The organism is Streptococcus sp. 9903 (assembly GCF_013276625.1).
In the GTDB taxonomy this organism is placed as follows: domain Bacteria; phylum Bacillota; class Bacilli; order Lactobacillales; family Streptococcaceae; genus Streptococcus.
Map to the genome: position 1 here is coordinate 44,422 of NZ_VMLI01000014.1, position 25,303 is coordinate 69,724.

The following is a 25,303-nucleotide window of genomic DNA, read 5'->3' on the forward strand; positions in this document are numbered from 1 at the left end:
ATAATAGTATGTAATATAGATAAAGATAGGAGTCATCCCATGATTGAATTTCAAAATGTTAGTAAGTTGTATGGTGATAAAGAGGCTTTGAGCAATCTCAATTTGCAGATTGAAAATGGGGAGATTATGGGCTTGATTGGCCATAATGGGGCTGGAAAATCGACCACTATAAAATCCCTAGTCAGTATCATTTCGCCCAGCAGTGGTCGTATTTTGGTAGACGGTCAGGATTTATCGGAGAATCGCTTGGCGATCAAACGAAAGATTGGCTACGTAGCAGACTCGCCTGACTTATTTTTACGTTTAACGGCCAATGAATTTTGGGAATTGATTGCTTCATCCTATGATCTGACTAGCTCTGACTTGGAGACTAGTCTAGCTAGGCTATTGAACGTTTTTGATTTTGCTGAAAATCGCTATCAGGTTATTGAAACTCTTTCTCACGGAATGCGTCAGAAAGTCTTTGTCATCGGAGCACTCTTGTCTGATCCCGATATTTGGGTCTTGGACGAACCCTTGACTGGTTTGGATCCCCAGGCTGCCTTTGATTTGAAGCAGATGATGAAGGAACATGCACAAAAAGGCAAGACAGTCTTGTTTTCAACCCATGTCCTAGAGGTGGCAGAGCAAGTCTGTGATCGGATTGCCATTTTGAAAAAGGGGCATTTGATTTATTGTGGTAGTGTAGAGGACTTGAGAAAAGACCACCCAGACCAGTCTTTGGAAAGTATCTACCTTAGCCTTGCTGGTAGAAAAGAGGAGGTTTCAGATGCGTCTCAAGGTCATTAAAAAATTAGTTGATATCAATATCCTCTATTCATCTCAAGAAGCTAATCTGGCTAACCTACGAAAGAAGCAAGCTAAAAATCCTGGAAAAAAAGTAAATGTTTCCGCTAGAGTCCTAAGTTCTTACATTTTTTCTAGTCTCTTGATGCTTTTCATGTTTATAAATATAGCCTTTCGTTTTCCTTTTGAGGAAATGCCAAGTTTTTTTAGTAGTATGGTTGCTATTTTACTGGTGCTTGCCTTTTCAACTTCTTTCACTGCATTTTACAATGTCTTTTATGAGAGTAAGGACTTGGCATCGTATAGGCCCTATGCCTTTAAAGAATCAGAGATTATAATTGCTAAAGGACTGTCTGTTCTCTTGCCAGCTCTAGCTGGAATTGTACCAATCCTAGCTTATTTTCTAGTCCTCTATATTAGGCTAGCTCCTTCTCTTTGGCTGGGATTGCCTTTGATGCTGCTGTCCTTGGCCTTGTTATTTGTCTCTGTTACTTTAGTGATGGTAGTGGCAGTACATTTCTTGGCTCAGACTAGGGTCTTCAGAAAGTATCAGTCTATTTTTTCGAATGTGATGATTGGAATAGGAGTTCTCATACCTTTAATATTTGTCCTCTTTCTACAGTCGACTTTTGAAAGTATTGTTGACAAAGTTAGAGACATTCCATTTCTCCTTTATCCTCTTCATATCTTTTACAAAATAGCTGTGGAGCCTTTTTCGACAGAGGCCATACTGGGTCTGCTCGCTTGGATAACTCTAACTGTCTTCTTGCTTTACCTGACCAAAAAGAAGGTTCTTCCTCGTTTTTATGACGTGATTCTGCTTAACAGTGAGGAGAAGGTCAAGAAAGAACGTCGCAATAAGGAGAGAATTTCAACTACTAATAAAAAGGGCTTTTTCCGTATGGTTTTACGCTACCACCTCACCCTCTTGGGACAGGGGACTGGCGTGATTACAGTGCTTTTTACAAGTGCTTTCCTTCCTTATCTCATGATGATTGGTCTGATTTCCAAAATCCGAGATTCTCAGATAGTTCCAGATATTCATCCTCTATACTGGTTACCCTTGTTTTTTGTAGGAGTGTTTATAGCAGTTGTCAATAACAATATCACCAGCCTGCATTCAATTGCTTTATCCTTGGAGAGGGAAAATGTTGATTTTCTTAAGAGTTTACCCTTTGACTTTACTCGCTATGTGAAAGTGAAATTTTGGATTATATTTGCTGTCCAGTCCTTTTTACCAGTTCTGACTTTACTTGGCCTTTCTCTATATCTAGGCTTGCCCATCCTTTCGATGATTTACCTTCTTGTGGCATGGATCCTTGCAAGTGTCATCCTTTCTTGCCACAATTACTTTAAGGACGTGAAAAATCTGTCAACCAATTGGAGTAGCATTACGGACCTGGTGAATCGTTCAAATCGTATAGTAGCAATTGTTTTGATTTTTATTTATAGTGCAATCTTAATGGCCCTTGTAATAGGGAGCTTATTCTTGGTTCGGTCTCTCTCCCCTGTCCTTGCCATCAGCTTGGGAGTAGGAACTCTTATCGTCTTGCTTGCTCTTGCTATTTTTGGCTATCATTACTACCTGTCACGCATATTGACAGAAATAGAAAAAAGATGAGCTAGTTGGTCGCTTGCTTGATAAATTCAATTCGACAAACGCTTTTATAGTTTGTTAGAATGTAGTTGTAAATGATTAAGATTGGTAATCAAAAATATGGGGAGGAATGTCATGAATAAGAAATATAATATAGTTCTATTATTGTTGTTTATAGTTTATTTATTGGGATATTTTTCAATTTCAAAAACTTTCATTCCTATAATGTGTGTGATCCAAGTATTTTTGATAGAACATATATTTAAAGTTCGAAATAGAATGATGCAGATAGGTGAAATTATAATTATTGTTGCTTCTATAATATTATTTATTGATAGTATATTGAGTTTGTAGCAGAAGGTTTTTCTATAAAATCAAATTTTCCAGATATCTACTGAAGCTGATTTGTCTTCTCATCGTTCTTCTACAATCTTTGTCACTAAATTTGGCAGAAAATATAGCTGATACATCCTCTCCAGCTACAATCTCAAAGTTAATACTCTTCGAAAATCTCTTCAAACCACGTCAGCTTTGCCTTGCCGTACTCAAGTACAGCCTGCGGCCAGCTTCCTAGTTTGCTCTTTGATTTTCGTTGAATTTTATTTGATAAAAGAAATGCTCCTCCAAGACGGAAGAGCATTTTTTATTGTGATTTTGATTCGGTTTCTGCCGACTCTGGGTGGAGTTCTTGGTAACTTGGTGCCTTGAAAAGGTCAGCACTGGTCTTACCTTGTCGTTGGCTAAAGAGGCTGGTTGATTGACTACCTTTTTCCTGCTCAATCTTTTGAAGAATTGGCAAGGAATTGAGGTAAGAAATACTTTCTGTATCAACTTTTCCAAGATGATCTGCTTGGTAGAAACGGATCAAATCGCCAGTTTGAATCTGGTCGCTGATTTTTAGCTGTTGATTAGCTGCTTGCCGAACGCTTTCCAGTTCGGTCTGAGTTTGTTCATCAAGATTACTGATTTCGAGACCACTTTCAGTATAGTAGGTTCGTCCGTCGTAGCTGGTGTATTTTGGTGTGACGAAGGAATTGGCAGTCCGAAAGGCAACGATTTCTTGGTGGTCTGGTGATAGGAGGTCTTGTCCAACTTGAAGGAAGGAACTGGACTCAATGCCAAGGAGGTGTTCGAGAGTCGGTAAGATATCGATTTGTCCACCGTAGGTATTGATGATTTGTCCTTTTTCATAGCCAGGAATGACCACCATAAAAGGCACTCGTTGCAACATGGCATTGTCGTAATTAGACCAGTTCTCAGAAGTCTTGCCAATCAAGGGAGCCAGCTCAGGATTTCGGGAGTTGGAAATACCATAATGGTCTCCGTAGATGACGATGATGGATTTTTCATAGAGGCCACTTTCTTTGAGATAGTCAAAGAAGGCCTTGATAGCACTATCCAGATAGTTGGCGGTTTGGAAATAGCCGTTGATTGTTTCATCTTTGGTTTTAGCCAGTGGGAAACCAAGCTCATCGCCTGTCAGATTGCTAGCATAGGGATAGTGATTGGACACCGTGATATACTTGGCATAAAAAGGCTGCTGCAAATGCTCCAGATACTGGATAGAATCTTTCATCATGATTTTATCATTTAAACCATATTGGAAAGAATTGCTACTGTCTTGCTTGGTGAAGTAGGATGCATCAAAGAAGTATTGGTAGCCCCATTGTTTGTAGGTCGTATTTCGATTCCAGAAGGTCCCGATATTGCCGTGAAAGACAGCACTTGATTGGTAGCCATTTTTTGATAGGATAAAAGGAGCTGCCTGCTGGGTATTGGTGCCACCGTAATTGACCATAAAGGAACCTTGGTCAAGTCCAAACAAACCAGTCTCCAGCATGGTTTCTGCATCTGAGGTTTTACCAGCCTTGACTTGGTTAAAGATATTCGAAAAGGCTAGGGTAGATTGCGAATGGTAGAGGGAATTTAGGAAGGGAGTGACTTCATGCTCAGTTCCATCTAGGTTGAGTTTATAGTCAAGCAGGAACTGTTGGAAACTCTCCAAGTGGAGATAAATCACATTTTTCCCTTTGGCCAAGCCAAAATAGTCTGGATTGGGCTTAGCCGAATGTTCTTGAATATAATCTGTAATAGGTTGCAGGTCGGTCTCAGAGGCCTTGGCACGTTCCTTGTTGGCGCTGTAGGATTGGTTGGCACTATAACCTAGAAAGGCGGGCAAACTAAGGGCACGAACAATATAATAATTAGAAAATCCTCGCGACAGGAGATCGGGACGCTCAATTTCAGCCAAGAAAAGATTAGCAGAAAAGAGCAGGGCTGAGAGTGCAGTGATAGCAACACTTGAGCGGAATTTGAAAGGTCTCCTGTCCAGCTGGATAAGTTTTTTATAGAAAAGGAAAGCCAGCAGTGGGAAATCCATAAAATAGATGAAATCCCAAGGACGCAGTAACTCTAGTTCTGCAGTGCCGACAGACACCTTGCTGACCACTTTCATGGTATTAGCCGTGATAAAGTCGCTAAATTCTCGATAGTAAAAGACATTGGAATAGAGCCAAATGAATAAAAGGCTATAAATAGCTATACTCAGACCATAAAAGATCTTGGTTGACCGAGCATAGAGGGCTAGAGCCAGCAGGAGGAGTCCCAAAGGAAGGGGATTGAAAAAGGCGATAAAGGCAAGGTAATTTCCCTGCAACTTGCCCACTTGAATATCTAAATTAAAGTCAACGGCATAGGCTAATAAGGTTTTGAGCCAATAGAGGATTAAAAGGGTTAGGACAAAACCCAGTCTGGTACCGACGGCTTTTTGGATTTTGTTAAAATTGCTTTTCACACATTTACTTCCTAATTTTTTATTAGTATTAGTATACCATTTTTTAAAAGAAGAGTAAAAAAGCAAGGGTAGTTTCTTTTTTGAGAATTGTCTAAAAGTTTGATATAATGGTAGTTATGAATAGAATAAGAGTTAGCAAAAGGGTTGAAAAGAAGCTCGCTAAGGGGCTAGTTTTACTAGAAGCCAGTGATCTTGAGAATGTCAATCTTAAGGATCAGGAAGTAGAAGTGCAGAGTCAGGAAGGAACCTTTCTTGGGACTGCCTACCTTTCGCAGCAAAACAAGGGCTTGGGCTGGTTTGTTAGTAAGGACAAGGTGGCCTTCAATCAAGCTTTCTTTGAAACGTTGTTTAGAAAAGCCAAAGAAAAGAGAAGCGCCTACTATCAAGATGATTTGACAACTGCCTTTCGTCTCTTTAATCAAGAGGGAGATGGCTTTGGCGGTCTGACAGTGGACCTTTATGGCGACTATGCTGTCTTTTCTTGGTATAACTCTTATGTTTATCAGATTCGTCAGACCATCTCAGAAGCCTTTAGACAGGTTTTTCCTGAGGTTTTAGGGACCTATGAGAAGATCCGCTTTAAAGGATTGGACTATGAATCTGCCCATGTTTATGGTCAAGAAGCACCTGACTTTTTCACTGTTTTGGAAAATGGTGTTCTGTATCAAGTCTTTATGAACGATGGCTTGATGACAGGGATTTTCCTAGACCAGCATGAAGTTCGCGGTAGTTTAGTGGATGGATTGGCTATGGGTAAATCCTTGCTCAATATGTTTTCCTACACAGCAGCCTTTTCAGTAGCTGCGGCCATGGGAGGAGCTAGCCAGACAACTTCTGTTGACCTAGCCAAACGTTCACGAGAATTGTCTCAAGCGCATTTTCAGGCAAATGGAATCAGTACAGATGACCATCGTTTTGTGGTCATGGATGTCTTTGAATATTTCAAGTATGCCAAGCGAAAAGGCTTGACCTACGATGTGATTGTCCTAGATCCGCCTAGCTTTGCTCGGAACAAAAAACAGACCTTCTCTGTGGCCAAGGATTATCACAAGTTGATTTCTCAGAGTCTTGAGATTTTAAATCCGGGAGGGATTATCATTGCCAGTACCAATGCTGCCAATGTATCCCGTCAGAAATTTACAGAACAAATTGATAAAGGCTTTGCAGGAAGAAGTTACCAGATTTTAAATAAATACGGTCTTCCAGCAGACTTCGCCTATAATAAAAAAGATGAAAGTAGTAATTACCTCAAGGTGATTAGTATGAAGGTTAGTAAATGAAATTGATCGTTTCAGTAATGCCAAGAAGTTTAGAGGAGGCCCAGGCTCTGGACGCCACGAGGTACCTGGATGCCGACATCATTGAATGGCGTGCCGACTATCTGCCTAAAGAAGCGATTTTGCAGGTGGCTCCAGCTATTTTTGAAAAATTCGCAGGTCGTGAGTTGGTTTTCACGCTGCGAACTCGCTCTGAAGGTGGAGAAATCGCCCTTTCTCCAGAAGAGTATATCCATCTAATCAAGGAAGTTGCGCAACTCTATCAACCAGACTATATTGATTTTGAGTACTATAGCTACAAGGATGTTTTTGAGGAAATGCTGGACTTCCCAAATCTCGTTTTGAGTTACCACAATTTCCAAGAAACACCTGAAAATATGATGGAAATCTTGTCAGAGTTGACGAGCCTAAATCCAAAATTTGTCAAGGTTGCGGTGATGGCTCATACGGAGCAGGATGTGCTAGACTTGATGAACTATACACGGGGCTTTAAAACCCTCAATCCTGAACAGGAATATGTGACCATTTCTATGGGTAAGGTGGGCAAGGTTTCTCGTATCATTGCGGATGTGACAGGTTCTAGCTGGTCCTTTGCCAGTCTGGATGAGGCTAGTGCCCCAGGTCAGATTTCCCTAGCTAACATGAAAAAAATTCGGGAGATTTTGGATGAAGCTTGATGGCTATACACGTTTAGCTGCCGTTGTTGCCAATCCTATTAAGCATTCTATTTCCCCCTTTATCCACAATAGTGCCTTTGAGGCGACAGCTACCAACGGTGCTTATGTAGCTTGGGAGATTGAAGCGAGTGACTTGGTAGAAACAGTGGCCAATATTCGTCGCTACCAGATGTTTGGCATCAACCTGTCCATGCCCTATAAGGAGCAGGTGATTCCTTATTTGGATAAGCTGAGCGATGAAGCACGCTTGATTGGTGCGGTTAATACGGTTATCAATGAGAATGGTAATTTAATTGGATATAATACAGATGGCAAGGGATTTTTTAAGAGCTTGCCTTCTTTTACAATTACAGGTAAGAAGATGACCTTGCTGGGTGCAGGTGGTGCGGCTAAATCAATCTTGGCACAGGCTATTTTGGATGGTGTCAGTCAGATTTCGGTCTTTGTTCGTTCAGTTTCGATGGAAAAAACAAGACCTTACCTAGACAAGTTACAGGAGCAGGCAGGCTTTAAAGTGGACTTGTATGCTTTAGAAGATGTTCCTGAACTGCAAGCAAGGATTGCCGAGTCGGATTTACTTGTCAATGCTACAAGTGTAGGGATGGATAGTCAATCATCTCCAGTTCCTGAAAACATTGTCCTACCAGAAACTCTTTTAGTAGCAGATATTATTTACAAGCCTTTTGAAACCCCATTTTTGAAATGGGCTAGAAGTCAGGGCAATCTAGCGGTCAATGGTCTGGGTATGTTACTCTATCAAGCTGCAGAAGCTTTTCAACTGTGGACAGGCAAGGAAATGCCGACAGAAGAGATTTGGCAGTCCTTAAAAGAAAAATACCAATAAAGAAAGGGAGATTTTCCTATGAAAATCAGAATCGATATTCCTCATCATCCTTATGATATTCAGATTGAAAAAGGTTGTCTGGCTCAGGCTGGTCAATGGTTGCGAGAACTATGGCAACCACAAAAAGTGGTTATCGTGACAGATAACCATGTAGCTTCTCTTTATGCAGAGAAGGTCAAGCTCAGCCTAGAAGATGCTGGTTTTCAGGTAGCAGTTTTTGACTTTTTAGAAGGTGAAGAAAGAAAGAATTTAACTACTGTTCAGAAAGTCTATGAATTTCTAGTTAAGCAGGGGTTGACTCGTAGCGATGGAGTCGTGGCTCTTGGCGGTGGTGTCGTTGGGGACTTGGCTGGTTTTGTAGCCTCTACCTATATGCGAGGCATTCACTTTGTTCAGATTCCGACTAGTTTGACAGCCCAGGTGGATTCTTCTATCGGCGGAAAGACGGGTGTCAATACTCCTTTTGCTAAAAATATGGTGGGAACTTTTGCCCAACCAGATGGGGTTCTGATTGATCCGCTTGTCCTTGAAACACTCGGAAAGAGAGAGTTGATTGAAGGAATGGGTGAGGTCATCAAGTATGGCTTGATTGAGGATTCAGAACTGTGGGCTCTCTTGACGGAGCTGGATGGTTCTGTGGAGAGTGTTCTGGAACATGCGGAGACTTTGATTGAACATTCTTGTCAGGTCAAGCGTAAGATGGTAGTTGAGGATGAGTTGGACAATGGTGTCCGCCTTTACCTCAATTTTGGCCATACTATTGGCCATGCCATTGAAGCAACTGCCGGTTATGGAAAAGTCATGCATGGTGAAGCCGTGGCCATGGGAATGGTACAGATTTCCAAGGTTGCTGAGGAAAAAGGTCTCATGCCAGAAGGAATAACCCAGTCTATTACAGGGATGTGTCAGAAATTTGAACTACCTGTTGACTATGAAAACTGGGATGTTGACAAGCTTTATCAGGCTTTGACACATGACAAGAAAGCGCGTGGCAATACCTTGAAATTGGTCTTGGTGCCAGAGCTTGGCTCAGCAACCATTCACCCAGTTTCTCTGGAAGAGATGAAAGACTACTTGGTAAAATAAGGAGAGTGTATGAGATATTTAACTGCAGGAGAATCACACGGCCCCCGTCTGACGGCTATCATTGAGGGAATTCCAGCTGGACTTCCTTTGACAGCTGAGGATATCAATGAGGACCTTAAACGCCGTCAGGGTGGGTATGGACGCGGTGGTCGTATGAAGATTGAGAGCGACCAAGTTATCTTTACTTCGGGTGTTCGCCATGGGAAGACGACTGGGGCTCCCATTACCATGGATGTCATCAATAAAGATCACCAGAAATGGCTGGATATCATGTCTGCAGAAGACATTGAAGACCGCCTTAAAAGCAAACGAAAAATCACCCATCCTCGTCCCGGTCACGCCGACTTGGTTGGGGGAATCAAGTACCGTTTTGACGATTTGAGAAATTCTTTGGAGCGTTCATCTGCCCGTGAAACCACCATGCGGGTGGCAGTTGGGGCAGTAGCCAAACGCCTATTGGCTGAGCTGGATATGGAGATTGCCAACCATGTCGTGGTCTTTGGTGGCAAGGAAATCGATGTTCCTGAAAATCTCACAGTCGCTGAGATTAAGGAACGAGCTGCCCAGTCCGAAGTTTCTATTGTCAACCAAGAACGGGAACAGGAAATCAAGGACTACATTGACCAAATCAAACGTGACGGTGATACCATCGGTGGAGTTGTGGAGACAGTCGTTGGAGGTGTTCCAGTTGGTCTTGGTTCCTATGTCCAATGGGACAGAAAATTGGATGCAAGATTGGCACAAGCCGTTGTTTCTATCAATGCTTTTAAAGGGGTGGAATTTGGTCTCGGCTTTGAAGCTGGTTACCGTAAAGGTAGCCAAGTTATGGATGAAATTCTCTGGTCTAAAGAAGACGGCTATACTCGTCGTACTAACAATCTGGGTGGCTTTGAAGGCGGTATGACTAATGGGCAACCCATTGTTGTTCGTGGAGTTATGAAACCTATTCCTACTCTTTATAAGCCTCTTATGAGTGTGGATATCGAAACCCACGAACCTTATAAGGCAACCGTGGAGAGAAGTGATCCGACTGCTCTTCCAGCTGCAGGAGTGGTTATGGAAGCTGTTGTGGCAACGGTTTTGGCACAAGAAATCCTCGAAAAATTCTCATCAGATAGTCTTGAGGAACTAAAAGAAGCGGTAGCCAAACACCGAGACTATACAAAGAACTATTAAGGAGTTCCTATGGCAAAAACAATCTATATCGCAGGTCTTGGTTTGATTGGTGCCTCGATGGCACTTGGTATCAAACGCGATCATCCAGATTATGAAATTTTAGGTTATAATCGCAGTCAAGCTTCGAGAGATATTGCCTTGAAAGAAGGCATGATTGACCGTGCAACGGATGATTTTGCCAGTTTTGCTCCTCTGGCAGATGTCATTATCCTCAGCTTGCCAATCAAACAAACCATTGCTTTTATACAGGAGTTGGCAGGTTTGAACTTGAAAGAAGGGGTCATTATTTCAGATGCTGGTTCGACCAAGTCAGCTATTGTAGACGCAGCGGAGAACTATTTGGCTGGCAAGTCTGTTCGCTTTGTCGGGGCTCATCCCATGGCTGGTAGTCACAAGACAGGGGCTGCTTCTGCGGATGTCAATCTTTTTGAAAATGCCTATTATATCTTTACACCTTCAAGCCTGACAAGTCAGGACACGCTTGAGGAAATGAAGGATCTGCTTTCAGGTCTTCATGCTCGTTTTATCGAGATTGATGCCAAGGAGCATGATCGAGTCACTTCTCAGATTAGCCATTTCCCACATATTTTGGCTTCTAGTCTCATGGAGCAGACTGCGGTCTATGCTCAAAAACATGAGATGGCAAGGCGCTTTGCGGCAGGTGGTTTTCGAGATATGACTCGGATTGCGGAAAGCGAGCCAGGTATGTGGACTTCTATTCTCTTGTCCAATCGCGAGACTATCCTAGAGCGGATTGAGGATTTTAAGGAACGTTTAGATGAGGTTGGTCAGGCCATCAGCAAGGGAGATGAAGAGCAAATCTGGAACTTTTTCAATCAGGCGCGTGAGCAACGTCAGGCCATGGAAATCCATAAGCGTGGTGGTGTGGATAGTTCTTATGACCTCTATGTTGACGTTCCCGATGAAGAAGACGTCGTCCTGCGGATTTTGGAATTGCTACGAGGAACTTCCTTGGTTAATATTCACATCAATGAGGAAAACCGTGAAGATATTCACGGGATTCTACAAATTTCATTTAAAAATGCTCAAGACTTGGAAAGAGCCGAGCATCTCATAACAGAAAATACCGACTACACAGTCGTCATCAAATAAGGAGAAAAATATGCCTAAAATAGAGCCTAGATTCATATTTGGTATTATCTTTATTTCTTTTATCTTACTTAGAGCTTACGCTGTTAAAAAAGATGTGAAAACTACTTCAGAAGCCAGTGTTGAGACAAAAAATGAATCATCCAACAAGGAAATAAGTTAAGAGAAAACCAATTCAAAGTATGTAGACGATAGAATTATTAATGAGTTTATCAATAGCTATAATCAAAATTCTAATAGCCCATTAGAAAATATCAAAAAAGGAAATATAAAAATAAAATATTTCGCATCAAGCTACGGATACTACCTGGAACTTTTACATGCAAATGATACTGATAAAATCAATGTAACAATAAATCAGACAAATGAAAATAGTGAATCTGGTGTTGCAGGAATGAAAGAAGTATTTCATGATATTGTTAAATCGATTGAATCATCCTTATCTGATGATGAGATAGATAACTATTTTGATAATCTTATGTCAAATGAAATAAAAACAGGTTCTAATTTAGGAACTTTGAAGATCGAGTATATACCAGATAAGGAATTAAGCGATGGATATTCAAGAGGTCATATAAAAGTGATTGCACAATAATAAAGACCACAGAGTGATTAGTAATTTTAAAAGAAATAAATAAGGAGAAAATCATGTCAAATATTTACGATAGTGCAAATGAACTTAGTCGCGGTCTACGCGAATTACCAGAATACAAGGCTGTTAAAACAGCTAAAGATGCGATTTCAGCAGATGCTGAGGCGAGCAAAATCTTTACAGAATATGTTGCTTTCCAAGAGGAAATTCAAAAACTAGCACAGGCAGGTCAAATGCCAGACGCTTCCTTCCAAGCGAAGATGGAAGGCTTTGGTAAACAGATTCAAGGGAACAGCCTCTTGTCAAAATTCTTTACCAAGCAACAACAATTGTCAATTTATCTTTCTGACATTGAAAAAATTGTTTTCGAACCAGTTTCAGAATTGCTAAAATAAGAAAATAACTATCATAAAGTCAGGAATTTTTAAGGAATTTCTGGCTTTTTATGATAAAATAGGTAAAAGTATTGCAAGTATGAGGTCCAGTATGAAACTAAAAACAAACATTCGCCACTTACATGGCAGTATCCGAGTTCCAGGTGACAAGTCTATCAGCCACCGTTCCATTATCTTTGGAAGTTTGGCTGAGGGTGAGACCAAGGTTTATGATATTCTGCGAGGTGAAGACGTTCTTTCGACCATGCAGGTTTTTCGTGACCTTGGTGTAGAGATTGAGGATAAAGATGGGGTTATTACCATTCAAGGTGTCGGTATGGACGGCTTAAAAGCGCCACAAAATGCCCTTGATATGGGAAATTCTGGAACCTCGATTCGCCTGATTTCAGGTGTTCTTGCTGGTGCAGACTTTGAAGTAGAGATGTTCGGAGACGACAGTCTATCCAAACGTCCTATGGATCGTGTGACTATTCCACTGAAAAAAATGGGCGTCAGCATTTCAGGGCAAACTGAGCGAGACCTGCCTCCCCTTCATTTAAAAGGGACGAAAAACCTAAGACCTATTCAGTATGAATTGCCAATTGCCTCTGCTCAAGTCAAGTCAGCCTTGATTTTTGCAGCCTTGCAGGCCCAAGGGGAGTCTGTAATTATCGAAAAAGAGTGCACCCGTAATCATACTGAAGATATGCTGCAACAATTTGGTGGTCATTTAAGTGTGGATGGCAAGAAAATCACAGTCCAAGGACCGCAAAAATTGACAGGACAAAAGGTGGTTGTTCCAGGAGATATTTCCAGTGCAGCCTTTTGGTTAGTCGCAGGTTTGATTGTTCCAAATTCTCGTGTGGTGCTTAAGAATGTGGGCATCAACGAAACGCGTACAGGTATCATTGATGTCATTCGCGCCATGGGTGGAAAATTAGAAGTTACTGAAATTGACCCAGTCGCTAAATCTGCAACCTTGACTGTTGAGTCTTCTGACTTGAAAGGAATAGAAATTGGTGGCGCTTTGATTCCACGCTTGATTGATGAATTGCCCATTATTGCCCTACTTGCGACCCAAGCTCAAGGTGTAACAGTTATTAAGGATGCTGAGGAACTTAAGGTCAAGGAAACAGACCGCATTCAGGTTGTGGCAGACGCTTTAAATAGCATGGGAGCAGATATTACTCCTACAGCAGATGGAATGATTATCAAAGGAAAATCAGCCCTTCACGGTGCTAGAGTCAATACGTTTGGAGACCATCGTATCGGCATGATGACGGCTATCGCGGCCCTCTTGGTTGCTGATGGAGAGGTGGAGCTTGACCGTGCTGAAGCTATCAATACCAGCTATCCTAGTTTCTTTGATGATTTGGAGAGCTTGATTCATGGCTAAGGTGTTATTAGGCTTTATGGGGGCTGGCAAATCCACAATCGCCAGAGTTTTAGATCCAAATTATCTCGATATGGATGCTCTGATTGAGAAACGCTTAGGTATGTCCATTGCGGAATTTTTCGCGGAAAAGGGAGAAGAAGCCTTTCGTCAGATAGAATCAGAAATCCTAGCTGATTTACTACAAAGAGATCAAGTTGTGTCAACTGGTGGGGGAGTGGTCATTTCTCAGCAAAATCGTGACTTACTCAAGACTAATGCAGATAATATCTACCTGAAAGCTGATTTTGAAACCCTCTACCAACGCATATCAGCTGATAAGGATAATCAGCGTCCGCTTTTTCTAAATAGTAGCAAGGAAGAATTAGTAGCTATTTTCCAAGAAAGACAGGTTTGGTATGAGGAAGTGTCTAGTCGGGTTTTGGATGTGACCAAGCTAAGCCCAGAGGAAATTATAGAGGAACTGAGATGAAAATTGCTTATCTAGGTCCCAAGGGATCATTTTCACACCACGTTGTGCAGACAGCTTTTCCTCATGAGGAATTGCAGGCCTTTGCCAATATTACAGATGTCATCAAGGCCTATGAGCAAGGCTTGGTGGACTATTCTGTGGTGCCAGTTGAAAATTCTATTGAGGGTAGTGTTCATGAAACCTTGGACTACCTTTTTCATCAGGCTCGCATTCAAGCAGTTGCAGAAATTGTTCAGCCCATTCATCAGCAGTTGATGGTGGTTCCGGGTCACACTAAGATTGAAAAGATTTTTTCTCATCCACAGGCCTTGGCTCAAGGAAAGAAATTTATCGATGAACAGTATCCAGAGGCTCAAATTGAGGTGACTGCTAGTACAGCCTATGCGGCCCGCTTTATTTCCGAACATCCAGACCAGCCTTATGCAGCCATTGCACCTAGAAGTTCTGCCGAAGAATATGGCTTAGAATTAATTGCTGAGGATATTCAGGAAATGGAAGCTAATTTCACACGTTTCTGGGTTCTGGGAGCTGAAGGTACAGCTATTCCTTTGCAGGTACAAACTGAAAAAATGAGTTTGGCCTTGACCTTACCTGACAACCTTCCAGGTGCACTCTACAAGGCTCTTTCGACCTTTGCTTGGCGAGGAATTGACCTGACAAAAATTGAAAGTCGTCCACTCAAGACAGCGTTGGGTCAATACTTTTTCATTATCGATGTGGACTATACTGATAAGGACTTGGTTTACTTTGCCCAAAAAGAACTAGAAGCCATTGGAATCCAGTATAAAGTTCTGGGTGCCTATCCTATTTATCCAATATCAGACCATGGAAAGGAGAGAAGATGAGTAAAGAAAATCCTCTCAGTCATCATGAAAAATTACGTTATGATTATTTGCTAAAAAATATTCACTATCTCAATGAGAGAGAAAAAAATGAGTTTGCCTATTTGCAAGAAAAGCTAACTCTTGCTAGGGTAAATAGTAGTTCCAGCTTGGAACAAGAAAGAGAAGAGCAGGTTGACTTACCAAGCTATGCGAACCGGAGTCGCTCACAATCCAAATCACAAGCACACTCTGCTCCTCCCAAAAAGAAAAGACGGAAGCTCCGTCTTAAACGCATTTTTATGGTGATTTTCTCTCTTCTAGTCTGTGTGGCTTTAGCCATGGTATTCATGTTTTTACGTGGTTATCAAGATGCTAGTGCAAAGAAAACTGTTGATGCTAAGGCAGCACAGGTTCAAGTCTTTAATGGTCAGGACACTAGAGACGGGGTTAATATTTTGATCATGGGGACGGATGGTCGAATCGGCCAAAACAGTGCTGAGACGCGGACTGACTCTATTATGGTCTTAAATGTCGGAGGTTCGGACAAGAAAATCAAGCTAGTCAGTTTCATGCGTGATAATTTGGTCTATATAGATGGTTATAGTCAAGTGATTAACGGTAGAAAACAGACGGATAACAAGTTAAACGTAGCCTATGAGTTAGGAGAACAAGAGGGGCAAAAAGGGGCAGAAATGGTTCGCCAAGTCTTGAAAGATAATTTTGACTTGGACATTAAGTACTATGCCTTGGTCGATTTTCAGGCCTTTGCTACAGCGATTGACACACTTTTCCCTGATGGGGTGACAATTGATGCTCAATTTTCAACATTGAATGGGCGTCCACTAACAGAAGCTACAGTCGGAGATGATTTACACGCTACTGAGACTGAGTCTCCAACCCAAACCATCAAAGTCGGAAAACAGCAGATGAATGGCTCGACCCTGCTCAATTATGCTCGTTTCCGTGATGACGATGAGGCGGATTACGGCCGTACAAAAAGACAGCAACAAGTTTTAACAGCAATTTTAGAGCAAATTAAAGATCCTACTAAACTTTTCACTGGTTCTGAAGCTCTTGGAAAGGTTTTTGCTATGACCTCAACCAATGCACCCTATACTTTCCTCCTAACAAACGGTTTATCTGTTTTGGATGGAGCAAAAAATGGTATTGAAAAGCTGACGATTCCAGAACTTGGTGACTGGGTAGATGCCTATGATGTTTATGGAGGCTTGGGTTTGCTGGTCGATCAAAACAAATATCAGAATAAATTGTCTCAGATGGGTTTGAGATAAGATAAGACAGAAAAATCAAAGCTTGAAGGCTATTTATCTAGCAGTCAGGCTTTGATTTTTTACAGTCTGCAATAGATTTTCACCCCCTATTTGTGGTATAATGAAACGATACGATAGAAAGAATAATGAACAATATGACTGATTTAAAAGCAATTCAGGCTCGTAGTCTGGAGATGGCTGAATATTTTGTTGCCTTTTGCAAGGAGCATGATTTACTTTGTTATCTCTGTGGAGGAGGTGCTATTGGTGCCCTTCGAAACAAGGGCTTTATTCCTTGGGATGACGACCTAGACTTTTTTATGCCCCGTAAGGATTATGAGAAATTAGCAGAATTATGGCCTCGTTATGCAGATGAACGTTATTTCTTGTCAAAGAGTAACAAGGATTTTGTCGACCGCAATCTTTTTATTACTATTCGTGACAAGGAAACTACCTGTATTAAGCCTTATCAGCAGGATTTGGATTTGCCACATGGTCTGGCCTTGGATGTCTTGCCTTTGGATTATTATCCGAAAAATCCAGCTGAGCGGAAGAAACAGGTTCGTTGGGCACTGATCTATTCACTCTTTTGTGCCCAAACTATTCCAGAAAAGCATGGTGCTCTTATGAAATGGGGGAGTCGTATTTTACTGGGTGTGACTCCAAAATCTCTCCGTTATCGCATTTGGAAAAAAGCTGAGAAAGAAATGACCAAGTATAGTCTGGATGAGAGCGATGGCATCACAGAATTATGCTCAGGTCCTGGCTACATGAGAAACAAGTACCCAATCGCATCTTTTGAGGATAATCTTTTCTTGCCCTTTGAAGAGACAGAGATGCCTATTCCAGTTGGTTATGATGCTTATCTCAGTACTGCTTTTGGCGATTATATGACGCCACCACCAGCAGACAAGCAAGTACCGCATCATGATGCTGTCATCGCTGATATGGATAAGTCTTATACAGAATACAAGGGAGAATATGGTGGCTAAGAAAAAAATCTTATTTTTTATGTGGTCTTTTTCTCTCGGAGGCGGTGCAGAGAAGATTCTGTCTACCATTGTTTCAAATCTGGATCCAGAAAAGTATGATATTGATATTCTTGAAATGGAGCACTTTGACAAGGGATACGAATCTGTTCCCAAGCATGTAGGCATTTTAAAATCCTTTCAGGATTATCGCCAAGCTAGATGGATTCGAGCTCTTTTGTGGAGAATGAGAATTTATTTTCCAAGATTGACTCGTCGCTTGCTTGTAAGAGATGACTATGATGTTGAAGTTTCTTTTACTATTATGAATCCTCCACTTTTGTTCTCTAAAAGAAAAGAAGTCAAGAAAATCTCTTGGATTCATGGAAGTATCGAAGAATTTCTTAAGGATAGCTCCAAAAGGGAATCACATAGACGCCAGTTGGATGCTGCGGATACTATTGTAGGAATTTCAAAAAAGACTAGTAATTCTATCAAGGAAGTCTATCCAGATTATGCTTCGAAATTACAGACGGTCTACAATGGATATGATTTTAAGACTATTTTAGAAAAATCTCAAGAGAAGATTGCTATCGAGATTGCGCCTCAAAGTATCTGTACTATCGGACGGATTGAGGAAAATAAGGGTTCTGACCGTGTGGTGGAAGTGATACGACTATTACACCAAGAAGGAAAAAATTACCACCTTTACTTTATAGGTGCTGGTGATATGGAAGAGGAACTGAAAAAGCGAGTCAAAGAGTATGGACTTGAGGACTATGTGCATTTCCTTGGTTATCAAAAAAATCCTTATCAATATTTGTCTCAGATGAAAGTTCTCTTGTCTATGTCTAAACAAGAAGGTTTTCCTGGTGTTTATGTGGAAGCCTTGAGTCTTGGAATCCCTTTTGTCTCTACGGATGTTGGAGGAGCTGAGGAATTATCCCAAGAAGGACGATTTGGACAAATCATTGAGAGCAATCAAGAGGCAGCTCAGGCAATTACGAACTACATGACTTCTGCCTCAAACTTTGATGTCGATGAGGCTAGCCAATTCATTCAACAATTCACAATTGCCAAACAAATCGAACAAGTAGAAAAACTATTAGAGGAGTAGCATGGAAACTGCATTAATTAGTGTCATTGTGCCAGTCTATAATGTGGCGCAGTACCTAGAAAAATCGATAGCTTCCATTCAGAAGCAGACCTATCAAAATCTGGAAATTATTCTTGTTGATGATGGTGCAACAGATGAGAGTGGTCGCTTGTGTGATTCAATCGCTGAACAAGATGACAGGGTGTCAGTGCTTCATAAAAAGAACGAAGGATTGTCGCAAGCACGAAATGATGGAATGAAGCAGGCTCACGGGGATTATCTGATTTTTATTGACTCAGATGATTATATCCATCCAGAAATGATTCAGAGCTTATATGAGCAATTAGTTCAAGAAGATGCGGATGTTTCGAGCTGTGGTGTCATGAATGTCTATGCTAATGATGAAAGTCCACAGTCAGCTAATCAGGATGACTATTTTGTCTGTGATTCTCAAACATTTTTAAGGGAATACCTCATAGGTGAAAAAATACCTGGAACGATCTGCAATAAGCTAATCAAGAGAGAGATTGCGACTGCCCTATCCTTTCCTAAGGGATTGATTTACGAAGATGCCTATTACCATTTTGATTTGATTAAGTTGGCTAAGAAGTACGTGGTTAATACCAAACCCTATTATTACTATTTCCATAGAGGGGATAGTATTACGACCAAACCCTATGCAGAGAAGGATTTAGCCTATATTGATATCTACCAAAAGTTTTACAATGAAGTTATGAAAAACTATCCTGATTTGAAAGAGGTCGCTTTTTTCAGATTGGCCTATGCCCACTTCTTTATTCTGGATAAGATGTTGCTAGATGATCAGTATAAACAGTTTGAAGCCTATTCTCAGATTCATCGTTTTTTAAAAGGCCATGCCCTTGCTATTGCTAGAAATCCAATTTTCCGTAAGGGGAGAAGAATTAGTGCTTTGGCCCTATTCATAAACATTTCCTTATACCGATTCTTATTACTGAAAAATATTGAAAAATCTAAAAAATTACATTAGAACGGGGGTGAGCAAGTGATTGATGGAAAACGATTATTATTTAGTTTGACCATAGTCAGTTATGCCTTGACGCTAGTAAGTGGAATTGTATATCTGTTTAATAATAACAATGTTAGCTTGCTTTCTACTTTATTGTTCTTACTGGTTAGTAGCTTAATTGCTTGTTGGAATGATATCAAGTATTACTTAATCCATTTTATTTTCTATTTAACCATTTTTGTCTTCCTAGTATCAAGACCAACCATTGATTATTTTAGGGATGGCGCTCTGGATACCTATCATCCCATAGCCTATCGCTTTGCCTTTATAGTCGTCATGGTTTCGATTCTGGGCTTGACCACAGGAGGCGTCCTGGCTCGTTACTTCATAGCTAGGAAGAAAATAAAAGTAGCAAATATAGGAAGTTCTCTAAAAGAGGTTTACATCAAGCGGTTGCGCTTTGTTTCGCTAGGAGTTTTTCTTCTCACCTATCCTTTCTATTTCATTAGATTATTTGAACGACTCCTGTATCGCTTGCAGACTTCCTACTATGCCTACTATGCAAATTTTGAAAGTAAACTGCCTTATTTTACCTACATTTTGTCTACCTTTACGGTTTATGCAATGTGTATGTATTTGGCAACCAAGCCAAAGAAATTGCAGGCCACAGCAGTGCTTGTCTCCTTTATTGCAGCTAATACTATTCATTTGGCAATCGGGACACGCAATCCCTTTATTTTAAGTATTTTATTTGCTTTTGTTTATTACTTTATGCGGGAGCAAACTGAAAAAGGAAAATGGATTGGGTTTAAAGAAAAGTTAGCGATTTTTGTGGGTTCTCCTATTCTCATGTTAGCGATGGGAGTGCTCAATTATGTACGGGATAATGTCCAGGTTTCCCATACAGGTTTCTGGGATATCTTACTTGACTTTATCTATAAACAAGGAACTAGTTTTGGTGTTCTGGCTCGAGGTTTTCTATTTAACAGTAGCCTCCCTTACCGAGATTTCCGTAATTTTACTTTTGGTCCTGTCCTTGATTATTTTGCAAGGGGAAGCTTGGGGGCTATTTTCGGAGGAAAAGCCTTTGAACATACAACCAATAGTGTGGAGCTAGCTATTGATAGTAATAGTTATGCCCATAATCTATCCTATCTTGTCTTGAACAAGGAATACTTGAAAGGACATGGTATCGGAAGTAGTTATATCATGGAGTTGTATACAGACTATGGCATGATAGGAGTCTTTCTGCTTAGTCTCTTACTCGGTATGCTATTTATAGCCATGCTGCAAGTAGCCTATCGTTCAAGAACAATCCTATTTGCTTTGTCCCTACTCATCTTGAATAATCTATTCTTTATGCCAAGAAGTAGCTTTTCAGAAAGTTTCTTCAATCTATTTACAATGCAATTCTGGGGAATTGTTCTTGTGATTATATTTGTAGCAAAAATGCTTACAAAGGAAAACCAGTATCTACTAAACAAAGGAGAAAAAAATCATGTTTGAACATTATTCAGTAGCTGATTTATTTGCAAATCTTTACAAAAAACGAAAAGCAAATATTTTAGCTCTCATCGCTTTATTTGCTCTCATTGCTGTACCATTTACAATTAAAGCAGTTAAGAATAAAAATACTGTCAAAGATACAACAAGTTATTCAACTTATCTTAGCTATAAAATTACTCCTCCAGAAGATTCAGCTAAAACGATTTTGAATCATCAAATTGGTGGTTATAGTGATTTCTACGGGAAATTGATTGATGGGAATTTGAATGGAGCTTATCTTTTCAATGATGTAGAACCCAGTGAGTTGAAAAAAATTGCCAGTGAATTAGATACGACAGAAACAACCTTGAAAAATTCTACGAATGATTATTGGTGGAAAAAACTGACCGTCTACTATATGATTGACGATGCAGGGGTTGGTGTGAAAATTTTGACACCAAGTAAAGATGCTAATGACTTGTTGGAGCGAAAAATTGATGGATTGATTGAGAAATTTAAACACACTTTTGCAAATGTAAAAATTGAAAAATTGGAAACCATCAACTCTAAAGAATTGAATGCAAATGGTGAGACAGCGCTTGGATTGAATGTGAAGAATTTGATTCTCCGTTTAGCTGTTATTGGAGTAGTCTGTGTGATTTTGGTTGTGATGGGAAATGTATTGGTTTATCTCTTTAATCCAACAATCAATAGAGCAGGTGATTTTTCTCAGTATCAAATTGATTTTGTAACAGAGATTACAACAATTGCTAACCTAGCAGATGTCTTGTCATACAAAAATGCTGGACAGGAATTGACCATCGTTAGCTCAAATAAAGCTATCCTAGATAAATTGAAACAGAGTCAAGAGGCTTTAAAAGGAATGCATTTTGTCGATTTACAAGATGTGCCATCGCTTTTAGAAAGAGATACAGTCCTTCTTGTTGAAGAATACGGAGTAACTCGTTATAAGAAATTTGAGCAAAGTCTTCAAATTCTTCGAAACTTAAATCGTTCTATCCTCGGTGTAGCAACCTTTAAATTATAAGTATTCTGATGTATCATGTCTTCAAAGTTGGCTAAGAGCCGATTTTGAAGGCTTTTTCTATTTGTCTGCAGAAATTTTCTTTTATACTCAATGAAAATCAAAAAGCAAACTAGGAAGCTAGTCGTAGGTTGCTCAAAGCACCGCTTTGAGGTTGTAGATAAAGCTGACGTGGTTTTAATTTGATTTTCGAAGAGTATTAGAGCCTTCTACAGAAGTTATCCTATGGAAAATCTATCCCGACAGAGAAGCCTTCTTTTGATAAAATCGTAAAAATCTAGTATAATAGATAGAACTGAAAGTATGAGGTTACTAGCAATGAAAATGAAACAAATTAGTGATACAACTTTGAAAATCACGATGTCTTTAGAGGATTTGATGGATCGTGGCATGGAGATTGCTGACTTTCTTGTTCCTCAAGAAAAAACAGAAGAGTTCTTTTATGCTATCTTGGATGAGTTAGAGATGCCTGATAGCTTTCTGGATACAGGCATGTTGAGCTTCCGTGTGACTCCAAAACCTGATAAGGTAGATGTCTTTGTGACCAAGTCAAAGATTGACCAAAATCTAGATTTTGAAGACTTATCGGATTTACCAGATATGGAAGAATTGGCTCAAATGTCGCCAGATGAATTTATCAAAACCTTGGAAAAGAGCATTGCAGAAAAGACTAAAGATGATATTGAAGCGATTCAATCTTTAGAGCAAGTTGAAGCCAAGGAAGAAGAGCAGGAGCAGGCTGAACAAGAAGTTGAAAGTAAGAAAGAGCCTTACATATATTACATCCTTTCTTTTGAAAAATTAGCTGATTTGGTGGCTTTTGCCAAGACAGTGACTTTTGAGATGGAAACTTCTGAACTCTACAAAATGAACGAGCGCTATTATTTGACCATTTTAGTGGATATTGAAAATCATCCAAGTCCATATCCAGCTTGGCTGTTGGCTCGTATGCGCGAGTTTGCAGACGATAGTGATATCAGTCGTTCAGTCTTGCAAGAATATGGTCAAGTCTTGATGAATCACGATGCAGTACTTAATCTGCAAAAAATTGGATAATCGTTTCTGGAAAGTTATTTTCAGATTTTAAGAAGAGCGAATCGTCTGATTCGTTTTTTCTTTTCTAGATTGAAATAGTGATTTACTATAATAGGAATTTTCACAAAATTCTGTTATAATGGCTATAATAGAAAATTTCGAGGAGACAAACATGACAGTTAAAATTGCTTTACTAGGATTTGGTACCGTTGCAAGTGGCGTGCCTTTCCTCCTAAAGGAAAATGGAGAAAAAATCAATCAATCAGCACATTCAGAGATTGAAGTTGCCAAGGTATTGGTCAAGGATGAAGATGAAAAGAATCGCTTGCTTGCAGCAGGGAATGACTTTAACTTTGTAACCAATGTGGATGACATTTTGTCAGATCAAGACATTACGATCGTAGTGGAATTGATGGGGCGTATCGAACCTGCTAAGACCTTTATCACTCGTGCCTTGGAGGCTGGCAAACACGTTGTGACTGCTAACAAGGATCTTTTAGCTGTCCATGGTGCAGAATTGCTAGAAATCGCTCAAGCTAACAAGGTAGCACTTTACTACGAAGCAGCAGTAGCTGGTGGGATTCCAATTCTTCGTACCTTGGCAAATTCCTTAGCTTCTGATAAAATCACGCGCGTGCTTGGAGTAGTCAACGGAACTTCTAACTTCATGATGACCAAGATGGTGGAAGAAGGCTGGTCTTATGATGATGCTCTTGCGGAAGCGCAACGTCTAGGATTTGCAGAAAGCGACCCGACAAATGATGTGGATGGGATTGATGCAGCCTACAAGATGGTGATTTTGAGCCAATTTGCCTTTGGCATGAAGGTTGCCTTCGATGACGTAGCCCACAAGGGAATTCGTAACATCACACCAGAAGATGTAGCTGTAGCTCAAGAGCTTGGTTATGTAGTGAAATTGGTTGGTTCTATCGAGGAAACTCCTTCAGGAATTGCTGTAGAAGTGACTCCAACCTTCCTTCCTAAAGCGCACCCACTTGCCAGTGTGAATGGCGTAATGAACGCTGTCTTTGTAGAATCTATCGGTATTGGTGAATCTATGTACTATGGGCCAGGTGCTGGTCAAAAACCAACTGCAACAAGTGTTGTAGCAGATATTGTTCGTATCGTTCGTCGCTTGAATGATGGTACAATTGGAAAAGACTTCAACGAATACAGCCGTGACTTGGTCTTGGCAAATCCAGAAGATGTCAAAGCAAATTACTACTTCTCAATCTTGGCTCCAGACTCAAAAGGTCAGGTCTTGAAATTGGCTGAAATCTTCAATGCTCAAGATATTTCCTTCAAGCAAATCCTCCAAGATGGAAAAGATGGTGACAAGGCGCGTGTCGTTATCATCACACACAAGATTAATAAAGCCCAACTTGAAAATGTCTCAGCTGAATTGAAGAAGGTTTCAGAATTCGACCTCTTGAATACCTTCAAGGTGCTAGGAGAATAAGATGAAGATTATTGTACCTGCAACCAGTGCCAATATCGGGCCAGGTTTTGACTCGGTCGGTGTAGCTGTAACCAAGTATCTTCAAATAGAGGTCTGCGAAGAACGAGAAGAGTGGCTGATTGAACACCAGATTGGCAAATGGATTCCACATGATGAGCGTAATCTCTTACTAAAAATTGCCTTGCAAATTGTACCAGATTTGAAACCTAGACGCTTGAAAATGACCAGTGATGTTCCCTTGGCGCGTGGTTTGGGTTCTTCCAGTTCTGTTATTGTTGCTGGGATTGAACTAGCCAACCAACTGGGAAATCTCAACTTATCTGACCATGAAAAATTACAGTTGGCGACTAAGATTGAAGGACACCCTGACAATGTAGCTCCGGCCATTTATGGTAATCTCGTTATTGCAAGCTCTGTTGATGGACAAGTTTCTGCTATCGTAGCAGACTTCCCAGAATGTGATTTCCTAGCCTACATTCCAAACTATGAATTGCGTACTCGAGACAGCCGTGGCGTCTTACCTAAGAAATTGTCTTACAAGGAAGCTGTTGCAGCTAGTTCTATCGCCAATGTGGCGGTTGCAGCCTTGTTGGCAGGAGACATGGTGACCGCTGGGCAAGCAATCGAGGGAGACCTCTTCCACGAGCGCTATCGTCAGGACTTGGTGAGAGAATTTGCGACGATTAAGCAAGTGGCCAAAGAAAATGGTGCCTATGCAACCTACCTCTCTGGTGCTGGGCCGACAGTTATGGTCTTGGCTTCTCATGATAAAATGCCAAAGATTAAGGCAGAATTGGAAAGGCAACCCTTCAAAGGAAAACTTCATGACTTGAAGGTTGATACCCAAGGTGTCCGTGTCGAAGCAAAATAAAGAATAGAAGATAGGATGGGGAAACTCTCGATAAGAGGGCTTCCTATCCTTTTTTTGAAAAGAAGTTTATACTCAATGAAAAT

At 40.5% G+C, this 25,303-nt stretch carries 24 protein-coding genes; 23 read left to right on the top strand and 1 reads right to left on the bottom strand.

Annotation, left to right across the window (positions count from 1 at the left end):
- Positions 1-39: 39 nt before the first annotated feature.
- Both HT696_RS06275 and HT696_RS06280 read left to right on the top strand, forming a co-directional pair.
- Positions 40-789 carry an ABC transporter ATP-binding protein gene (locus HT696_RS06275; RefSeq protein WP_000569184.1) on the top strand — a complete coding sequence of 250 codons (750 nt, stop codon included), beginning with the start codon at positions 40-42 and terminating at the stop codon, positions 787-789.
- Positions 770-2,407, top strand: coding sequence for a hypothetical protein (locus tag HT696_RS06280; RefSeq protein ID WP_173283445.1), 1,638 nt, complete (start codon positions 770-772; stop codon positions 2,405-2,407). The genes HT696_RS06275 and HT696_RS06280 overlap by 20 nt, the downstream gene beginning before the upstream one ends.
- A 619-nt stretch (positions 2,408-3,026) precedes the next feature.
- Here HT696_RS06280 and HT696_RS06285 read toward each other — a convergent pair.
- The gene (locus HT696_RS06285; RefSeq protein ID WP_173282653.1) at positions 3,027-5,177 is read right to left on the bottom strand and encodes a sulfatase-like hydrolase/transferase; all 2,151 of its coding nucleotides are present in this window, start codon (positions 5,175-5,177) and stop codon (positions 3,027-3,029) included.
- Positions 5,178-5,293: 116 nt separating this feature from the next.
- Between HT696_RS06285 and HT696_RS06290 the strand changes: the two genes are divergently transcribed.
- From HT696_RS06290 to thrB, 21 genes are all read left to right on the top strand, one after another.
- The gene (locus HT696_RS06290) at positions 5,294-6,457 is read left to right on the top strand and encodes a class I SAM-dependent rRNA methyltransferase (RefSeq protein WP_173282654.1); all 1,164 of its coding nucleotides are present in this window, start codon (positions 5,294-5,296) and stop codon (positions 6,455-6,457) included.
- On the top strand, positions 6,454-7,131 hold the full coding sequence (gene aroD, locus HT696_RS06295; RefSeq protein WP_173282655.1) for a type I 3-dehydroquinate dehydratase: 678 nt from the start codon (positions 6,454-6,456) through the stop codon (positions 7,129-7,131). The genes HT696_RS06290 and aroD overlap by 4 nt, the downstream gene beginning before the upstream one ends.
- Entirely contained in the window at positions 7,121-7,975 is an 855-nt protein-coding gene (locus HT696_RS06300) for a shikimate dehydrogenase (protein WP_173282656.1), read from the top strand. Before aroD ends, HT696_RS06300 begins: the two co-directional genes overlap by 11 nt.
- Before the next feature lie 18 nt (positions 7,976-7,993).
- Entirely contained in the window at positions 7,994-9,061 is a 1,068-nt protein-coding gene (gene aroB, locus HT696_RS06305; RefSeq protein WP_173282657.1) for a 3-dehydroquinate synthase, read from the top strand.
- Between the two features lie 9 nt (positions 9,062-9,070).
- On the top strand, positions 9,071-10,237 hold the full coding sequence (gene aroC / locus HT696_RS06310) for a chorismate synthase (protein WP_173282658.1): 1,167 nt from the start codon (positions 9,071-9,073) through the stop codon (positions 10,235-10,237).
- A 9-nt stretch (positions 10,238-10,246) separates the two neighbouring features.
- Positions 10,247-11,350 carry a prephenate dehydrogenase gene (locus HT696_RS06315; RefSeq protein WP_173275829.1) on the top strand — a complete coding sequence of 368 codons (1,104 nt, stop codon included), beginning with the start codon at positions 10,247-10,249 and terminating at the stop codon, positions 11,348-11,350.
- A 10-nt stretch (positions 11,351-11,360) separates the two neighbouring features.
- Entirely contained in the window at positions 11,361-11,510 is a 150-nt protein-coding gene (locus HT696_RS06320) for a hypothetical protein (protein WP_173275825.1), read from the top strand.
- Positions 11,511-11,741: 231 nt separating this feature from the next.
- A complete protein-coding gene (locus tag HT696_RS06325; protein WP_173275822.1) occupies positions 11,742-11,942 on the top strand; it encodes a hypothetical protein in 201 nt (66 codons plus the stop codon).
- A gap of 53 nt (positions 11,943-11,995) precedes the next feature.
- Entirely contained in the window at positions 11,996-12,334 is a 339-nt protein-coding gene (locus HT696_RS06330) for a YlbF/YmcA family competence regulator (protein WP_173275820.1), read from the top strand.
- 91 nt (positions 12,335-12,425) lie between these two features.
- Complete coding sequence (aroA, locus tag HT696_RS06335) at positions 12,426-13,709, top strand: 3-phosphoshikimate 1-carboxyvinyltransferase (protein ID WP_173282659.1); 1,284 nt, start codon at positions 12,426-12,428, stop codon at positions 13,707-13,709.
- Positions 13,702-14,178, top strand: a complete 477-nt coding sequence (locus HT696_RS06340) for a shikimate kinase (protein WP_173282660.1) — start codon at positions 13,702-13,704, stop codon at positions 14,176-14,178. Before aroA ends, HT696_RS06340 begins: the two co-directional genes overlap by 8 nt.
- Positions 14,175-15,023: a prephenate dehydratase gene (gene pheA / locus HT696_RS06345; protein WP_101781273.1), complete on the top strand. Its 849-nt coding sequence runs from the start codon at positions 14,175-14,177 to the stop codon at positions 15,021-15,023. Before HT696_RS06340 ends, pheA begins: the two co-directional genes overlap by 4 nt.
- Positions 15,020-16,294 carry a polyisoprenyl-teichoic acid--peptidoglycan teichoic acid transferase Psr gene (psr, locus tag HT696_RS06350; RefSeq protein ID WP_173282661.1) on the top strand — a complete coding sequence of 425 codons (1,275 nt, stop codon included), beginning with the start codon at positions 15,020-15,022 and terminating at the stop codon, positions 16,292-16,294. Before pheA ends, psr begins: the two co-directional genes overlap by 4 nt.
- 125 nt (positions 16,295-16,419) lie before the next feature.
- Positions 16,420-17,265, top strand: coding sequence for a phosphorylcholine transferase LicD (locus tag HT696_RS06355; protein WP_205380601.1), 846 nt, complete (start codon positions 16,420-16,422; stop codon positions 17,263-17,265).
- A complete protein-coding gene (locus HT696_RS06360) occupies positions 17,255-18,358 on the top strand; it encodes a glycosyltransferase (protein WP_173282662.1) in 1,104 nt (367 codons plus the stop codon). The genes HT696_RS06355 and HT696_RS06360 overlap by 11 nt, the downstream gene beginning before the upstream one ends.
- A gap of 1 nt (position 18,359) precedes the next feature.
- Positions 18,360-19,346: a glycosyltransferase family 2 protein gene (locus HT696_RS06365; protein WP_173282663.1), complete on the top strand. Its 987-nt coding sequence runs from the start codon at positions 18,360-18,362 to the stop codon at positions 19,344-19,346.
- 15 nt (positions 19,347-19,361) lie between these two features.
- On the top strand, positions 19,362-20,831 hold the full coding sequence (locus tag HT696_RS06370; protein WP_173219111.1) for an O-antigen polysaccharide polymerase Wzy family protein: 1,470 nt from the start codon (positions 19,362-19,364) through the stop codon (positions 20,829-20,831).
- Positions 20,824-21,858, top strand: coding sequence for a prephenate dehydratase (locus HT696_RS06375; protein WP_173270235.1), 1,035 nt, complete (start codon positions 20,824-20,826; stop codon positions 21,856-21,858). Before HT696_RS06370 ends, HT696_RS06375 begins: the two co-directional genes overlap by 8 nt.
- Before the next feature lie 315 nt (positions 21,859-22,173).
- Positions 22,174-22,911 (top strand): adaptor protein MecA, encoded by a 738-nt coding sequence (gene mecA / locus HT696_RS06380; RefSeq protein WP_173282664.1) that lies wholly within the window; start codon positions 22,174-22,176, stop codon positions 22,909-22,911.
- A 151-nt stretch (positions 22,912-23,062) separates the two neighbouring features.
- Entirely contained in the window at positions 23,063-24,349 is a 1,287-nt protein-coding gene (locus HT696_RS06385; protein ID WP_173282665.1) for a homoserine dehydrogenase, read from the top strand.
- Position 24,350: 1 nt separating this feature from the next.
- The gene (gene thrB, locus HT696_RS06390; protein WP_173282666.1) at positions 24,351-25,220 is read left to right on the top strand and encodes a homoserine kinase; all 870 of its coding nucleotides are present in this window, start codon (positions 24,351-24,353) and stop codon (positions 25,218-25,220) included.
- The last annotated feature ends 83 nt before the right edge of the window (positions 25,221-25,303 follow it).

Bases quoted from the DNA above. Each gene is read 5' to 3' on its own strand.
- HT696_RS06275 (WP_000569184.1), top strand. From the start codon at position 40: ATGATTGAATTTCAAAATGTTAGTAAGTTGTATGGTGATAAAGAGGCT.
- HT696_RS06280 (WP_173283445.1), top strand. From the start codon at position 770: ATGCGTCTCAAGGTCATTAAAAAATTAGTTGATATCAATATCCTCTAT.
- HT696_RS06290 (WP_173282654.1), top strand. From the start codon at position 5,294: ATGAATAGAATAAGAGTTAGCAAAAGGGTTGAAAAGAAGCTCGCTAAG.
- aroD (WP_173282655.1), top strand. From the start codon at position 6,454: ATGAAATTGATCGTTTCAGTAATGCCAAGAAGTTTAGAGGAGGCCCAG.
- HT696_RS06300 (WP_173282656.1), top strand. From the start codon at position 7,121: ATGAAGCTTGATGGCTATACACGTTTAGCTGCCGTTGTTGCCAATCCT.
- aroB (WP_173282657.1), top strand. From the start codon at position 7,994: ATGAAAATCAGAATCGATATTCCTCATCATCCTTATGATATTCAGATT.
- aroC (WP_173282658.1), top strand. From the start codon at position 9,071: ATGAGATATTTAACTGCAGGAGAATCACACGGCCCCCGTCTGACGGCT.
- HT696_RS06315 (WP_173275829.1), top strand. From the start codon at position 10,247: ATGGCAAAAACAATCTATATCGCAGGTCTTGGTTTGATTGGTGCCTCG.
- HT696_RS06320 (WP_173275825.1), top strand. From the start codon at position 11,361: ATGCCTAAAATAGAGCCTAGATTCATATTTGGTATTATCTTTATTTCT.
- HT696_RS06325 (WP_173275822.1), top strand. From the start codon at position 11,742: ATGAAAGAAGTATTTCATGATATTGTTAAATCGATTGAATCATCCTTA.
- HT696_RS06330 (WP_173275820.1), top strand. From the start codon at position 11,996: ATGTCAAATATTTACGATAGTGCAAATGAACTTAGTCGCGGTCTACGC.
- aroA (WP_173282659.1), top strand. From the start codon at position 12,426: ATGAAACTAAAAACAAACATTCGCCACTTACATGGCAGTATCCGAGTT.
- HT696_RS06340 (WP_173282660.1), top strand. From the start codon at position 13,702: ATGGCTAAGGTGTTATTAGGCTTTATGGGGGCTGGCAAATCCACAATC.
- pheA (WP_101781273.1), top strand. From the start codon at position 14,175: ATGAAAATTGCTTATCTAGGTCCCAAGGGATCATTTTCACACCACGTT.
- psr (WP_173282661.1), top strand. From the start codon at position 15,020: ATGAGTAAAGAAAATCCTCTCAGTCATCATGAAAAATTACGTTATGAT.
- HT696_RS06355 (WP_205380601.1), top strand. From the start codon at position 16,420: ATGAACAATATGACTGATTTAAAAGCAATTCAGGCTCGTAGTCTGGAG.
- HT696_RS06360 (WP_173282662.1), top strand. From the start codon at position 17,255: ATGGTGGCTAAGAAAAAAATCTTATTTTTTATGTGGTCTTTTTCTCTC.
- HT696_RS06365 (WP_173282663.1), top strand. From the start codon at position 18,360: ATGGAAACTGCATTAATTAGTGTCATTGTGCCAGTCTATAATGTGGCG.
- HT696_RS06375 (WP_173270235.1), top strand. From the start codon at position 20,824: ATGTTTGAACATTATTCAGTAGCTGATTTATTTGCAAATCTTTACAAA.
- mecA (WP_173282664.1), top strand. From the start codon at position 22,174: ATGAAAATGAAACAAATTAGTGATACAACTTTGAAAATCACGATGTCT.
- HT696_RS06385 (WP_173282665.1), top strand. From the start codon at position 23,063: ATGACAGTTAAAATTGCTTTACTAGGATTTGGTACCGTTGCAAGTGGC.
- thrB (WP_173282666.1), top strand. From the start codon at position 24,351: ATGAAGATTATTGTACCTGCAACCAGTGCCAATATCGGGCCAGGTTTT.